The 14728-nt window shown below is 59.5% G+C and carries 11 protein-coding genes and 2 pseudogenes; 6 read left to right on the forward strand and 7 right to left on the reverse strand.

Going from position 1 to position 14728, the window contains the following annotated elements; all coding sequences use genetic code 11:
• Positions 1-21: 21 nt before the first annotated feature.
• Positions 22-1077, reverse strand: a complete 1056-nt coding sequence (locus FDY98_RS20695) for a substrate-binding domain-containing protein (RefSeq protein WP_035539234.1) — start codon at positions 1075-1077, stop codon at positions 22-24.
• Between the two features lie 129 nt (positions 1078-1206).
• On the opposite strand from FDY98_RS20695, the gene FDY98_RS20700 reads away from it, so the two are divergent.
• Genes FDY98_RS20700 through FDY98_RS20720 form a run of 5 tightly spaced genes read left to right on the forward strand, consistent with a single transcriptional unit; the run spans position 1207 to position 7240 of the window.
• Positions 1207-1701, forward strand: coding sequence for a formate dehydrogenase subunit gamma (locus FDY98_RS20700; RefSeq protein ID WP_027957886.1), 495 nt, complete (start codon positions 1207-1209; stop codon positions 1699-1701).
• Positions 1698-3254, forward strand: coding sequence for a formate dehydrogenase beta subunit (locus tag FDY98_RS20705; protein WP_027957887.1), 1557 nt, complete (start codon positions 1698-1700; stop codon positions 3252-3254). The genes FDY98_RS20700 and FDY98_RS20705 overlap by 4 nt, the downstream gene beginning before the upstream one ends.
• A complete protein-coding gene (gene fdhF / locus FDY98_RS20710) occupies positions 3251-6142 on the forward strand; it encodes a formate dehydrogenase subunit alpha (protein WP_027957888.1) in 2892 nt (963 codons plus the stop codon). The genes FDY98_RS20705 and fdhF overlap by 4 nt, the downstream gene beginning before the upstream one ends.
• On the forward strand, positions 6139-6984 hold the full coding sequence (gene fdhD, locus FDY98_RS20715; protein WP_027957889.1) for a formate dehydrogenase accessory sulfurtransferase FdhD: 846 nt from the start codon (positions 6139-6141) through the stop codon (positions 6982-6984). The genes fdhF and fdhD overlap by 4 nt, the downstream gene beginning before the upstream one ends.
• A gap of 10 nt (positions 6985-6994) precedes the next feature.
• Positions 6995-7240 (forward strand): formate dehydrogenase subunit delta, encoded by a 246-nt coding sequence (locus tag FDY98_RS20720; RefSeq protein WP_027957890.1) that lies wholly within the window; start codon positions 6995-6997, stop codon positions 7238-7240.
• Positions 7241-7340: 100 nt separating this feature from the next.
• Here FDY98_RS20720 and FDY98_RS20725 read toward each other — a convergent pair whose 3' ends face one another.
• Positions 7341-9128: a methyl-accepting chemotaxis protein gene (locus FDY98_RS20725; RefSeq protein ID WP_027957891.1), complete on the reverse strand. Its 1788-nt coding sequence runs from the start codon at positions 9126-9128 to the stop codon at positions 7341-7343.
• Between the two features lie 441 nt (positions 9129-9569).
• On the opposite strand from FDY98_RS20725, the gene FDY98_RS20730 reads away from it, so the two are divergent.
• A complete protein-coding gene (locus FDY98_RS20730) occupies positions 9570-10496 on the forward strand; it encodes a YihY/virulence factor BrkB family protein (RefSeq protein WP_027957892.1) in 927 nt (308 codons plus the stop codon).
• Between the two features lie 2 nt (positions 10497-10498).
• Here FDY98_RS20730 and ureG read toward each other — a convergent pair whose 3' ends face one another.
• From ureG to FDY98_RS20755, 5 genes and pseudogenes are all read right to left on the reverse strand, one after another.
• Positions 10499-11137: an urease accessory protein UreG gene (gene ureG / locus FDY98_RS20735; protein ID WP_009286151.1), complete on the reverse strand. Its 639-nt coding sequence runs from the start codon at positions 11135-11137 to the stop codon at positions 10499-10501.
• Between the two features lie 29 nt (positions 11138-11166).
• Positions 11167-11921: pseudogene (locus tag FDY98_RS20740) on the reverse strand (urease accessory protein UreF).
• The gene (gene ureE / locus FDY98_RS20745; RefSeq protein WP_027957894.1) at positions 11911-12450 is read right to left on the reverse strand and encodes an urease accessory protein UreE; all 540 of its coding nucleotides are present in this window, start codon (positions 12448-12450) and stop codon (positions 11911-11913) included. The pseudogene FDY98_RS20740 and the gene ureE overlap by 11 nt, the downstream one beginning before the upstream one ends.
• Before the next feature lie 174 nt (positions 12451-12624).
• Positions 12625-14339 (reverse strand): annotated as a pseudogene (gene ureC / locus FDY98_RS20750) (urease subunit alpha).
• Positions 14336-14656: an urease subunit beta gene (locus tag FDY98_RS20755; RefSeq protein ID WP_027957896.1), complete on the reverse strand. Its 321-nt coding sequence runs from the start codon at positions 14654-14656 to the stop codon at positions 14336-14338. Before FDY98_RS20755 ends, ureC begins: the two are co-directional and overlap by 4 nt.
• Positions 14657-14728 lie beyond the last annotated feature (72 nt).

Here is a 14728-nt window from a genome sequence, read left to right on the forward strand (position 1 = left end):
ACTCTTCCAATCAGCACGACCTTATAAAAAGCTGGCGATCTCAATCACGCAGCCACACTGGCTCGGGCTATAACCTGGTAGGCGCTGCACCGCCTCCTGGAAGGAAGCGCTGCGCAACGCTTGCAAAAAATCGTCAAATTTAGGCTCTTTCAGGGAGCGTTTGTGGCAGGCCAGCAAGTAGTCTTCGGTGGCCAGCGGCACAAAATCAAGTCCAAACCGCTGCGCGGCGGCCTCGACACCAAAGCCTGCATCCGCCATTCCCGCCGCCACATAGGCCGCTACCGCCGAGTGGGTGTACTCCTCAATCTCATAACCGTTCACTTTGGATGCAGCAATACCCGCCTCGGTCAGCAGGCCATCCAACAGCTTCCGGGTTCCCGACGACGCCTGCCGGTTTATAAACGTGGCCGACCTGTCGGCCAGCGCTGCAAAGCCATCAATCCCCAACGGGTTACCCGGCGCCACCATTAGCCCCTGTTGGCGGGCGATAAAACCTACCAGCCGATGATAGCGAGGCTTGAGCAGTCGGCGGTATTTGCGCCGCATGCTCTCGCCCACCGCGCCTCTGGGGAGATGGCAACCCGCCAGATCGCAGCTATTGCGGTTAAGCGCCGCCAACGCTTCCAGAGGGCTGCAGTACTGCAGGTCAAGCTGCAGATCCCCCAAATGCTGCGGCAGCAGCTCTATCGCAAAACCGTGGCTGGCGTGGAGACGCAGTACGGGGTGCACGCCTTCCTGGTGCTGCTGGATGGCAAGGTTAAGCTCTGAGCTCAGGCTATCAAGCTGCGGGCTTAACCGAGCGGTGGCGCGTTGTTCGGCCCATAGCAGCTTTTCACCCAGCGGCGATAACCGCGCCCCTCGCCCACGCGCCATTTCTACCAAGGTGACACCAAAAAAATCCCCGCCCTGGCGCAGTAAATTCCACGCATGGCGATAGGAAATACCCGCCTCTTCGGCAGCATGGGTCAACTTGCCATGACGATGCACCGCCCCCAGCAGGCGCAGAAGGTTGGTATCGAGACGGTGCCCATCTTCATCGCTAAAGCACCAGGTGGGCGTTACCTTGATCCGTTTCATAGGCAAACAATTTCATATTTTGCAGTCATTAACTTGATGCTAGCGTTAGATCAACCGTGATGCACGCCTTTTTAAATATGAAAAAAAGTGCATATTTAAAACATAATAAACAGTAGTGAGGAAGGCACCATGAACCATTCCCAGGAGTGGGCGCCACAGGCTATTCAGGCCGAGGTCGACGCCCTGAAGCACAAGCCCGGCGCCCTACTGCCGATCCTCCACGCCCTTCAGGATCGCATCGGCTTTATTCCTGAGGCAGCGGTGCCGATCATCGCCGATGCCCTGCACCAGACACGTGCCGAAGTGCACGGCGTCATCAGCTTCTACCACCACTTTCGCACCACGCCGCCGGGGCGCCACGTTGTGCAGATCTGCCGCGCCGAGGCCTGTCAGTCGGTAGGGGCGCGCCAGCTCGAGGCCCACGCCAAAGCGCGTTTGGGGGTCGATTACCACCAGACCTCGGCGGATCGCGAAATTACTCTCGAGGCCGTGTACTGCCTGGGCAACTGCGCCTGCGGCCCGTCGATCCGCGTGGACGACAGCGTACGCGGCCGCGTCACGCCGGAAGCCTTCGATGAATTGATAGATGAGCTACAAACCCGGCCACTGGAGGTGATGGGATGAGCATCCGCGTTTATGTACCCCGCGATACCACCGCGCTTTCGCTGGGCGCCGATACGATCGCCAGCCGACTGGAGAGAGAGGCATCCGCACGCGGCCAACCCATCACGCTGGTGCGCAATGGCTCCCGCGGGCTGAGCTGGCTTGAGCCACTGGTGGAAGTCGACACCCCCATCGGCCGGTTCGCCTACGGCCCGGTAGCCCCCGGCGATGTCACCGCGCTGCTCGATAGCGGCCTGCTGGAAGGCAGCGTCAGCCACCCACTGGCGCAGGGCCCCACGGAAGAAATCGACTACCTCGCCCGCCAGCAGCGGCTGACTTTCGCGCGCATCGGTATTACTGACCCGTTATCGATTGAGGATTATCGCGCCCATAGCGGTTTTTGCGGCTTGGAGGCTGCGCTTCAACGCGAGCCCCAGGATATCGTCGAGGAAGTCAAAGCCTCGGGGCTTCGCGGACGCGGCGGGGCGGCATTCCCCACCGGCATCAAGTGGCAGACGGTGCTCGATACGCCAGCAGGGCAGAAGTACATCGTCTGCAATGCCGATGAAGGCGACTCCGGCACTTTCGCCGACCGGCTGGTGATGGAGTGCGACCCCTACATGCTGATCGAGGGCATGGCGATTGCCGGCCTCGCGGTGGGCGCCACCCAAGGCTATATCTACCTGCGCTCGGAGTATCCGCTGGCGAAAGAGATCCTCGACGAGGCCATCCGCCGCGCCGAGACCGCCGGGTATCTCGGCAACGACCTCCGCGACAGCGGCCGCACCTTCCATCTGGAAGTACGTCTGGGCGCCGGGGCGTACATTTGCGGCGAAGAGACATCTCTTCTGGAAAGCCTGGAGGGCAAGCGCGGGCTGGTGCGCTTCAAGCCGCCGCTGCCCGCCATCGAGGGCCTGTTCGGCCGCCCTACCGTGGTCAATAACGTACTCTCGCTGGCCGCCGTGCCGTTTATCCTCGCCGAAGGTGCCGAGGCCTACGCGTCCCATGGCATGGGCCGCTCCCGGGGCACCCTGGCGCTTCAGTTGGCGGGCAACGTTCAGCGCGGCGGCTTGGTGGAGCTGGCGTTTGGTACCACCCTGCGCACCCTGATGGAAGCGTTCGGCGGCGGCACGGCAAGCGGCCGACCGCTGCGCGCCGTGCAGGTCGGTGGCCCGCTGTGTGCCTACCTGCCCGAAAGCCAGTGGGATATGCCGCTGGATTACGAAACATTCGCCGAGGTCGGTGCAGGCGTCGGTCACGGCGGCGTGGTGATGTTCGATGACAGCGTCGATATGGCCGAGCAGGCGCGTTTCTCCATGGAGTTCTGCAAGGAGGAGTCTTGCGGCAAGTGTACGCCCTGTCGTATCGGCTCGACCCGTGGCGTGGAGGTGATCGATCGCATTCGCGCCAACGACAATCGCGAGGCCAACCTCGCCCTGCTGAGTGATCTTTGCGAAACGATGGTAGACGGCTCGCTCTGCGCCATGGGCGGCATGACCCCCTTCCCGGTGCAGAGCGCGCTGAAACACTTTTCTGAGGATTTCCAGCGGGCGGCGAACGGAGACAGATCATGATTCAGCACTTCGACCCCAGTCAGCATGCCAGCAACGCCGGGCATAGCAAAGACCTCGGCACGCCCTTCCCTGCTCAGGCCGTCGGCACTGCCTCGGTGAGCCTTGATATCGACGGCGTGACAATCAATGTGCCGGAAGGCACCTCGGTACTGCGCGCGGCGGCTCTGGCGGATATCAACATTCCCAAACTGTGCGCCACCGACAGCCTGGAAGCCTTTGGCTCCTGTCGGCTGTGCGCCGTGCAGGTAGAGGGGCGTCGGGGCTTTCCCGCCTCTTGCACCACGCCGGTGGCGCAGGGCATGAAGGTGACCACCCAGAACGAGCGGCTCGCCAAGCTGCGTCGCAACGTGATGGAACTGTACATCTCCGACCACCCGCTGGACTGCCTGACCTGCCCCGCCAATGGTGACTGCGAGCTGCAGGATATGGCCGGTAGCGTGGGCCTGCGCGAAGTACGCTACGGTTTTGAGGGCGAGAACCACCTGAAATCCGTCAAGGACGACTCCAACCCCTACTTCACCTTCGATCCCAGCAAGTGCATCCTTTGTTCACGCTGCGTGCGCGCCTGCGACGAAGTCCAGGGCACCTTCGCGCTGACCATCGACGGCCGCGGATTCGACTCCAAGGTGGCCGCCGGGCAAGACAAAGCCTTCATGGACTCGGACTGTGTCTCCTGCGGGGCCTGCGTGCAGGCCTGCCCCACGGCCACACTGATGGAAAAAAGCGTGATTGATCACGGCGTGCCGGATAGAAGCGTGGTGACTACCTGTGCCTACTGCGGGGTGGGCTGCTCGTTCGAAGCCCAGATGAAGGGCGATCAGTTGGTTCGCATGGTGCCCTACAAGGGCGGCGACGCTAACCACGGCCACTCCTGCGTGAAGGGGCGCTTTGCTTTCGGCTACGCTACACACCCGGATCGCCTGACCACACCGATGATCCGCGACAGCATCGACCAGCCATGGCGCGAAGTAAGCTGGGAAGAGGCTATCGGCTTTGCCGCAGCCCGTCTCAAGGCGATTCAAGCTGAGCACGGCCGCGAGAGCATCGGCGGCATCACCTCGTCGCGCTGTACCAACGAAGAGACCTATCTGGTGCAGAAGCTGATTCGCGCTGCATTCGGCAACAACAATACCGATACCTGCGCACGGGTCTGCCACTCGCCCACCGGCTACGGCCTGAAGACCACGCTGGGCGAATCCGCTGGTACCCAGACCTTTGATTCGGTGATGAAGGCCGACGCCATTATCGTGATCGGCGCCAACCCCACCGATGCCCACCCGGTGTTTGGCTCGCTGATGCGCAAACGCCTGCGCCAGGGGGCGAAGCTGATCGTCGCCGACCCTCGCCGTATCGACCTTTTAAAGACCCCGCACATGAGCGAGGCCCAACATCTGCCGCTGCGCCCGGGCACCAACGTGGCGCTGATAAACGCGCTGGGGCATGTAGTGGTCACCGAAAGCCTTGAGGACAAGGCGTTCGTGGCCAAGCGCTGCGACACCGATGCCTATAACAGCTGGCGTGAGTTTATTGCTGAACCGCGCCACTCCCCGGAGGCCACCGAAGCGATTACCGGCGTACCCGCCGAGGCCGTGCGCCAAGCCGCGCGCACCTACGCCATGGCAGGCAACGGCGCCATCTACTACGGACTGGGCGTCACCGAACACAGCCAGGGTTCGACCATGGTGATGGGCATTGCCAATCTGGCCTTAGCCACCGGCAACATTGGCCGTGAAGGCGTGGGCGTCAACCCGCTGCGTGGCCAGAACAACGTCCAAGGTTCGTGTGACATGGGCTCCTTCCCCCATGAGCTGCCTGGCTACCAGCACGTGGCCGACCCTATCGCCCGCGGCCGCTTTGAGGCCGTGTGGGGCGTGAAACTGGACGACGAGCCGGGGCTGCGCATTCCCAACATGTTCGATGCTGCCATCGAAGGCACCTTTAAGGCGCTTTATGTTCAGGGCGAGGATATTGCCCAGTCCGATCCCAACACTCAGCACGTCGAGGCGGCGCTCACGTCGCTGGACTGCCTGATCGTGCAGGATATCTTCCTCAATGAAACGGCCAAGTTCGCCCACGTACTGCTGCCGGGTTCAAGCTTTCTGGAGAAGAATGGCACCTTCACCAACGCCGAGCGGCGCATCAACCGGGTGCGCAAGGTGATGCCGGCGCTGGCAGGCAAGGAAGACTGGCAAGTCACCCAGGATCTGGCCAATGCGCTGGGCTACCCGATGCACTATACCCACCCTTCCGAAATCATGGACGAGATCGCTCAGTTGACGCCAAGCTTCGCGGGCGTCAGCTACGCCAAGCTGGAGGAACACGGCAGCCTGCAGTGGCCCTGCAACGCCGAGTACCCGCTGGGCATGCCGACCATGCACGAGGTTGAGTTCCCCATCGGGCTGGGCCGCTTTGCGATTACCGAGTACGTGGCCACCGAGGAGCGGGCCAACCGCCGCTTCCCGCTACTGCTCACCACCGGCCGGATCCTTAGCCAGTACAACGTGGGCGCCCAGACCCGGCGCACCGATAACCAGCGCTGGCACGACGAGGACGTGTTGGAGCTGCACCCTTCTGACGCCGAGCTACGCGGCATCCGCGACGGCGACTGGCTGGGCATCACCAGCCGTGCCGGCCAGACGGTGCTGCGTGCCCGGCTCAGCGAACGTATGCAGCCAGGCGTGGTTTACACCACTTTCCACCACCCCGGCAGTGGCGCCAACGTCATCACCACGGACAACTCGGACTGGGCCACCAACTGCCCGGAATACAAGGTCACGGCAGTGCAGGTAGAGAAGGTCAGCCAACCTTCGGCCTGGCAGCAACGCTTTAGCGCCTTTGACCTGGCCCAGCGTAATTACCTAGCCAAGGCCCAGCAGGAGGTTCCATGAGTTCACCTATGAACGGCACGGCGCCAGCGCCGCAAGCAGCCCTGATGCGCCAGCGGGTGGAAGTGCACCGGGGTACCAACGGCTGGTACGCCGATGCCCAGGAGGATCTACTGGCATTGGAAAGGCCAGTGGCACTGGTCTACAACGGCATCTCCCACGCAGTGATGATGGCCAGCCCGACGAATCTTGAGGAGTTTGCCCTGGGCTTCAGCCTTTCCGAAGGTATCCTGGCAAACGTTGACGAGTGCTACGATCTAGACATCCACGAACAGCCTCAAGGCCTCACCATTCATCTCACTATTGCCAGCCAGCGAATGGCCGAGCTCAAACAGCGGCGGCGAAGCCTGACAGGACGCACTGGCTGCGGGCTATGCGGCACCGAAGCCCTGGAGCAGGCCATACGGCCGATTCCCCATGTCATGGCGCCGCCGTTGAGTGATGCCGCCATCCAGCGTTCCCTGCGGGAGCTGTCCGCCCACCAACCGCTGCAGGCGGCCACTGGCGCCAGCCACGGTGCCGCCTGGTGCGATGTTTGGGGGAACATTAGACAACTGCGCGAGGATGTCGGTCGGCACAACGCCCTGGACAAACTGATCGGTGCGCTCGCCCACGAGGCCAGCCCGCTAGGTGAGGGGTTCGCGCTCGTCACCAGTCGCGCCAGCTACGAGATGGTTCACAAGTGCGCCAGTGCCGGCATTGGCGCACTGGTGGCTGTCTCGGCGGCCACCGCCCTGGCTGTGGAGCAGGCCCAGGCGTCGGGGCTGCTGTTGGCAGGCTTTGCACGGCCCGGCCGCCATTTGATCTACCATCGACCCGCTACGGCGGCAATGGCCACGGCTTAGGAGATACACCATGTCGTCGCACCACGATAACCAGCTGATTCACATGACCAACCAGATCGCCGCTAACCTGGGCGGCGGTCGCGATGAAGAAACGGCGGCAGCGGCCACCTGCCGCCACCTGGAAACCTTCTGGGCACGCTCCATGAAGCATCGCCTGGTCGCCACACTGGAGCGCGAGGATGCCCCGCTTTCACCGCTGGCAAAGCGGGCCGTCATCTTGCTGGCTGAAGGACTGGCCAGGCGGCATGCCGGATAAGCATCACCGTCGTTAACGCAACGGGGCTTGCCAAATGGCAAGCCCCGTTTTTATACCCATCTTTCCCAAGCGCTGATATCACAAGCACTGGTAGTGAACGTTAGAACTCTTCCCACTCATCTGCAGCATGCTTTGCCGGTGAGGGCTTTGATGATGGCTGTGATGAGGAGTGCGATGAAAGCGCAGGGCGCTTCATGGCGCTATCACTGCCACGTTGCTGAGGGGCCGGAGACGCTAGCGCTTCGTGCCGCGGCGTGGGCTCATCGTCACCAAGTACGAAGGAGTTGATTAACTGATTCAGGTGCTCCGCATGGCGGCGCATATTGGCGGCAGCGGTGGTGGACTCCTGCACCATGGCGGCGTTCTGCTGGGTCATGGTGTCCATTTCAGCCACGGCAGTGTTGATCTGGCCAATACCGCTGCTCTGCTCTTTAGCGCCAGCGGTGATCTCACCGATTACATCGGTGACTTTCGCCACGCTGGAGACAATCTCACGCATGGTATCACCGGCGCTGCGTACCAGCTTCGCACCGGAGTTAGTGTGCTGAACCGATGCATCAATAAGCGCACGAATCTCTTTGGAAGCATCGCTGGAACGACTGGCCAGAACTCTAACTTCTTGTGCCACCACGGCAAAGCCGCGGCCATGCTCACCTGCCCTTGCGGCTTCCACCGAGGCATTAAGCGCCAAAATATTGGTTTGGAAGGCAATCGAATCGATCATGCTGATGATGTCACTGATGCGCGATGCGGAGTCGTTAATATCGCTCATGGTGCTTTCCACCTGCCCCATCGAGGTCTCACCTTCGCGGGCTACATCAGCAGTAGACTGCACCAGCGTATTGGCCTGCTGGGCATTGTCGGCGCTGTGATTAACGGTCGAGGTGATCTCTTCCATGGAAGCTGAGGTTTGTTGCAGGTTCGCGGCCGCCTGCTCGGTACGGGTGGCAAGCTCATCAGAGCTTTGTGAGATCTCCCCCGCGGCCTGGTGCACGCTGAGCGTACTGCTGCGTACATCACGAAGTGTGTTCTGCATCCGCGCTACAAAGGCGTTGAATTGAACGCTAAGCTCGCCAATTTCGTCACCGCTTTCAACTGCTAAGCGACGGGTTAAATCACCGCGCCCCTGGGCAATATCGTGCATAGCCGCAGTAGTGCGCTTGATCGGCCCCAGCGTGCGACGCACCAAGCCATACGCTATCAGTGCAATCACAATAAATAGACCCATACCCAACAAGGAGGCAAATATAATGCCCTGGCGCAAATCGGCGGCGGCCGCGGCTTCAAGTTCGGCAATAGCATCGTCAGCATCGGTGACATAAACGCCTGCACCAATGAGCCAGTCCCATTTTTCAAGGCGGTCAACGAAGGAGTGCTTGGGTTCAATTCTGTCGGTACCTGGGTAATCCCACATATAGCTGTAGAAGCCCCCGCCACTCTGAGCAAGCTGAATGATCTCGCGAATCAGATAAGTGCCATCGGGGGTTTGCGCGTCGATCATGTTGGTACCTTCACGCTCCGGTGCAGGCGCCGTGACGATATTGTTACCGTCATAGTCGTAGATAAAAATGTAGTTGTTATCTTCAAAGCGCATGGAACGCACCAGCTCGGCTACCTGCTGCTTGGCTGCCTCATCGTTGGCACCGGCTTGTTCGTAAATGGGCTCGATGGCAGAAGTCGCCATCTGGACGATATCGCGCACCGCATGGCGGCGCTCTTCAATCAGCATTTCACGCTGGTTTGCCAACGTATCGCGGGTGTCTTGGGCGCTGCTGTAGGCTTTAAACCCGACCAGCACAACCGTCACTAACAGAAGAGGGAGCAGTACAAGCATCAGCACCTTGGTTTGTAAACCCAGGGCTCGTTTGGGAGCAGAAGGAGTGGACATATGTGAGCAAGCTCCAGAGTCAGTCTTGAGTGAAGAGTTTTTAGTAGTTATAGGAGCCTTATCGACCTAAAGTGCACGAACTTTACCAGTTTTTTTTTTTTTTTTACTTAAGATTCAAATAATTAGCAACTAATAGTTAGGTTCATAACCTAAGTTAAGGTTATTCATAAAGTAAAGGTTCACTGTGAGGATGTGGTGGCCAGGGATGGCCCGTTTTAAGCAAGTCGCTTAACCACAATCTTCGGTTGCCCTGACCTCCCTACCGCCTGGTCAGGGCGACCTTTTTGTTTGTTGGGCGGTGAGTTAGCTTCTGCCTCTTACTACTCTCTCCTGAAGCCAGATCAGGCAATTCGTGACTTCCTTGATATTTGCCCTTGTTATTTGCCATCGCCATCAGCGTATCATGGCGATAGGGCCTAATGTCCAAGGAGAATAGCAAGCATGGTTCGAAACCACCCATTTGTTAGCGCTGTCTTGCTCTTGCTCCCTCGGTTGGCTCACTTTGCTTGGCGCGTATTACGCAATTTCCTGAAAAATCACGGTGTCCTGCTGGCCGGCGGAGTGGGCTACAACATCCTGCTCTCTATCGTGCCGCTTTTCGCCGTGCTCGTTGTGCTGTTAACCCAAGTCGTCGATCAGCAGCACTTACTCAATGTGCTGGCCGTACAGGCACGCCATATGGCGCCTGCCCACGCGGAAGTGTTGCTGGAGGCCGTTCGCAGCCTGCTGGAATCGCGAGATGTGATTGGCATTCTGAGCTTTCCCATTCTGCTCCTGTTCAGCTCATTCGCCTTTCGTATGCTGGAAGACGCCCTGGCGATCATTTTCCATGCGCCGGATAGCCCGCATATCAAACGCAGCGTTTGGGTTTCGGTAATGTTGCCCTACGCCTTTATGGTGGTACTGGGGGCGGCGCTTATGGTTCTCACGCTGGTAGTCACCCTGGCCAGTTCGCTTAATACGCTGGTGATGCTGCTATTTGAACGGGAACTGCCGCTGGCGGGATTTTCCGAGCCGGTGCTTAACCTGGCCAGTTTCACTGGGGTGTTCCTGCTGTTCAGCGCTATCTACAAAGTGCTGCCGGTGGTGCGCATCGCCTTACGTCGGGCAATCGTAGGGGGCTTTGTGGCAGCACTGCTGTGGGAGGGGGTTCGCCTGTTGCTGGTTTACTATTTCGCCAATCTCTCGTTCGTTAACGCCGTCTACGGTTCGCTGGCAGCGCTGGTGGTCGTACTGATTAGCCTGGAAGTGGGCGCCATCATTTTACTGCTGGGCGCCCAGGTGATTGCCGAATTGGAACGCAATACCCGCCTTGGCTTGCCATGGCACGTCGACCCCAATCGCCAACCAATTACGCGGGTCGATTGACGTTAGCTAGCGGTCACTTCGGCCTGCGGACGCCGCTCATCCAGCATCCCTTTATCGAGAATAAAGCGGATGATCTCCTCAAGCCCTACTCCGTCATAAAGATTGGTGAACACGAAGGGCCGCTCGCCGCGCATTTTCTTGGAGTCGCGCTCCATTACCTCTAGTGAGGCGTGCACCTGCTCGGCGATATCGATTTTATTGATAATCAGTAGATCCGATTTGGTAATGCCCGGCCCACCCTTGCGGGGGATTTTGTCGCCTGCCGAGACGTCGATGACGTAGAGCGTTAGGTCGGAAAGCTCGGGGCTGAAGGTCGCCGAGAGGTTGTCGCCGCCCGACTCGACCATGACCAGTTCCAGCTTCGGGTGACGCGCCTGGAGCTCATCAATGGCCGCCAAGTTCATCGAGGCGTCTTCACGAATGGCAGTGTGCGGGCAGCCGCCGGTTTCCACGCCCAGAATACGGTCCGCTGGAAGGGCATCGTGCTTGAGCAGGAAGTCGGCGTCTTCGCGGGTGTAGATATCGTTAGTGACTACGGCGATATCGTAGTAATCACGCAGCGCTAAACAGAGTTGCTTGAGCAGTGCAGTTTTGCCGGAACCAACCGGGCCACCCACACCAACGCGTAAACAGTGAGTCATTGTTCTCTCCTCGTTAACTTCTAGGCCATCTAACTTCGAAACAGGCGCGAATATTGGGTTTCGTGCAAGGCGCTAGCCAGTGCCAGACCGGGCAGCACCGGGCCCAGCTCTTCATCATCCAGCGTAAGTGCCTGATTAACGGCATTCACTAGCGCGGGGCGCAGTTGTTCAATTACTCGCTGGGCAGCGGTGTGGCCAAGCGGCAAGGCTTTACAGGCCACCGCTAGCTGGTTCTCCATCCACGCCCAGGCAAACCCCAGCAGCGTTTGGCGAACAGACACGCCACGGACGTGGGCCGTGTAGGCAAACAGCGTTACATAACCTGCTTGGGGCGGAAGCAAGGGTGGGAGTAATTCCTCACTTTGCAACTGCTGCTCTCTCGGCAACAAGTTCAAGCTGCCCAGTAGGCGTTTTAGCGAGGCGCCCAGCCTGCTATCTTCGGCGGCGAGCTCGGCGGTTTCCCGGGTAGCAGCCAGCCACTCATCCCACGCGGCAATTGATTTACGACCTTCTGCCATGTCCGCCTGGCCAAACGCCTGACCAACGCATCATGCAACCGCGCCAGCACTGGCAGTTCGCAGCGGGTTAAGCCATCTTCCAGCACACCGTTTAGCCACTCGGCGAGGCTGGCTTCATCGCGCACCCAGTCCAGCTCAAAGGCGCTTTCCAGACCTTGGGAAAAGGCAAAGGCGCCGATGGGCAACGCTGGGCTCACCAACTGCATCAGCCCTAGCAGCGCTAGCTCATCACTTTGGCTTTCTAGCGTAGTGAGTTCAGTGGGCATGGTGGTGCTCATGCGAGTGGTCATGATCGTGGTCGTGTGAATGACCGTGCGAATGACCGTGCGAATGACCATGTGAATGTCCGCCACCTACTTGGTTATAAGCACCCGGCTCCGGGTCGAACGTTGCGTTGTGGTGCTCTAGTTCGGCACCTAACAGCTCGGCGAGCTCTTCCAACACGTGATCCGGCGGAAAGCGCACCCAGCCGCCCTTTTCATCTTCACCCAGCGCCAGCTGTACGTGGCGATTGCCAAGATGGTAGGCCAGCCGTGCCAGCGGTAAGCCAGCACTCACTCGCGCGGTAACCACCGGTTCTACCGCTGCGCAGACACGCACCACTTCGCCGCTTTCGGCTTTTAGACCTTCGCCGCTGCGCAGCACCGGGCCGCGATCCAGAAACAGACCCAGTTCGCGGCCGCTATCGCTTTGGGCTTTTAAGCGCCCGCGAATACGTAGCTCAAAGGGTAGCGTGAGCGTATCGCTCGCTGCGCTTTCCTCTATCGGCCCTAAGCGTTCTATGAGTTTAAGCATTGGTATCATCCTGTTCAGAACCTGCAGTTAAGCACCCAGTAGCCGAGCCGGGGGTAGGTCGTAGTGAGGGTCTTTTGCCATGGATGGCAAAAGTAGCGTACAGGGATGTATTTACAGCGCCCTCACGTAGACCTACCCCCGGCACTGCACTTGCTGGCGGTCATAGTGCGCTATTCAAAATAAATGATAACGCTGAGCCAGCGGCAGTTCGGTGGCGGGCTCGCAGGTTAAAATTTCGCCATCGCAGCGCACTTCGTAGGTTTGCGGGTCGACGGTTAATTCTGGGCAGGCATCGTTTAGCTTCATATCCTTTTTGCGCACTTGGCGCACGTTTTTGCACGCCGCCAGTTCGCTATTTAGCCCCAGTGTCTCTTTGATGCCCACATCCAGCGCGGCCTGGCTGACAAAGCTGAGCCGGGTTTGGCTGGCCGCACGGCCAAAAGCGCCGAACATATAGCGGTAATGCACCGGCTGCGGGGTGGGAATCGAGGCATTAGGATCGCCCATGGGCGCCGCTGCAATCATGCCGCCTTTGATCATCATCGCCGGTTTCACGCCAAAGAAGGCCGGTTTCCAAAGCACCAGATCCGCCAGCTTACCGACTTCGATGGAACCTACTTCGTGAGCGATACCGTGGGTGATCGCAGGGTTAATGGTGTACTTGGCGATATAGCGCTTGGCGCGCAGATTATCGGCCCCCAGGGCCTCATCTTCCGGCAGCAGGCCGCGCTGCACCTTCATTTTGTGGGCGGTTTGCCAGGTGCGGCAGACCACTTCGCCTACCCGCCCCATGGCTTGGGAATCCGAGGCAATCATCGAGATCACGCCCAAATCGTGGAGGATATCCTCAGCGGCGATGGTTTCCCGGCGAATGCGCGAGTCGGCAAAGGCCACGTCCTCAGGGATATTGGGATCCAGGTGGTGGCACACCATCAGCATATCGAGATGTTCGTCGATGGTGTTGACGGTGTAGGGCCGCGTTGGGTTGGTAGAAGAGGGCAGCACGTAGGCTTTCGAGCAGGCAGTGAGAATATCCGGGGCGTGGCCGCCGCCAGCGCCTTCGGTGTGGTAAGTATGGATACAGCGCTCTTTAAACGCGGCCAGGGTGTCTTCCACAAAGCCCGACTCATTCAGGGTGTCGGTGTGGATCGCCACCTGCACATCATAGGCATCAGCGACGTTAAGGCAGTTATTGATCGAGGCAGGCGTGGTGCCCCAATCTTCGTGCAATTTGAGGCCCATGGCGCCTGCTTGGAGCTGGAGCTCTAGGGACTCAGGCAGGCTGGCGTTGCCTTTGCCCAGAAAGCCGATATTCATGGGCATATCGTCCACCGCTTGCAGCATCTTACCGATGTGCCAAGCGCCGGGGTACAGGTGGTTGCGTTGGTACCAGTCGCCGGACCGGTGCCACCGCCCAGCATGGTGGTGATACCGCTCATCAGCGCTTCTTCGACCTGCTGGGGGCAAATAAAGTGGATATGGGAGTCGATACCGCCCGCGGTCAGGATCTTCCCTTCGCCGGAGATGATTTCGGTGCCGGGGCCAATGACGATTTCAACATCAGGCTGTACGTCAGGATTGCCTGCCTTGCCAATCGCGGCGATGCGGCCATTTTGAATGCCCACGTCGGCTTTGACGATACCCCACCAATCCAGAATCAGCGCGTTGGTAATCACGGTATCCATTACCGTGTCGTCGGCGCGCTGGCTTTGACCCATGCCGTCGCGGATGACTTTGCCGCCGCCAAACTTCACTTCATCGCCGTAGTGGGTGGCATCCTGTTCGACTTCGATCCAAAGCTCGGTATCGCCCAGGCGCACGCGGTCGCCCACCGTAGGGCCGTACATATCGGCATAGGCTTGCCGACTGATCTTGTTAACCGGTTTCATTGTTTACCTCCGTCGAGCGCGCCCATGACATCGCCGCGAAAACCGTAAATTTCGCGCTTGCCCACAAAGGGAATCAACGTGACTTCGCGGGTCTGGCCAGGCTCAAAGCGAATCGCCGTGCCTGCGGCCACGTCCAGACGAAAGCCTCGGGTTTTATCGCGATCAAACACCAGCGCCGGGTTGGCTTCGGCAAAGTGGTAGTGGGAGCCGATCTGGATCGGGCGGTCGCCGGTATTGGCCACCTCGACGCTAATCCGCTCACGCCCCGCGCACAGCTCGATATCACCTTCTTTTAACTTGTACTCACCGGGAATCATCTACTTGCTCCTTCGTTCTTGTGAGGAGTGAGGCGTTAGGTGTGATGAGTAACACCGCTCTTCACCACTTAC

Origin of the sequence: Halomonas sp. PA16-9 (genome assembly GCF_009728585.1) — a bacterium.
Lineage (GTDB): Bacteria > Pseudomonadota > Gammaproteobacteria > Pseudomonadales > Halomonadaceae > Vreelandella > Vreelandella titanicae.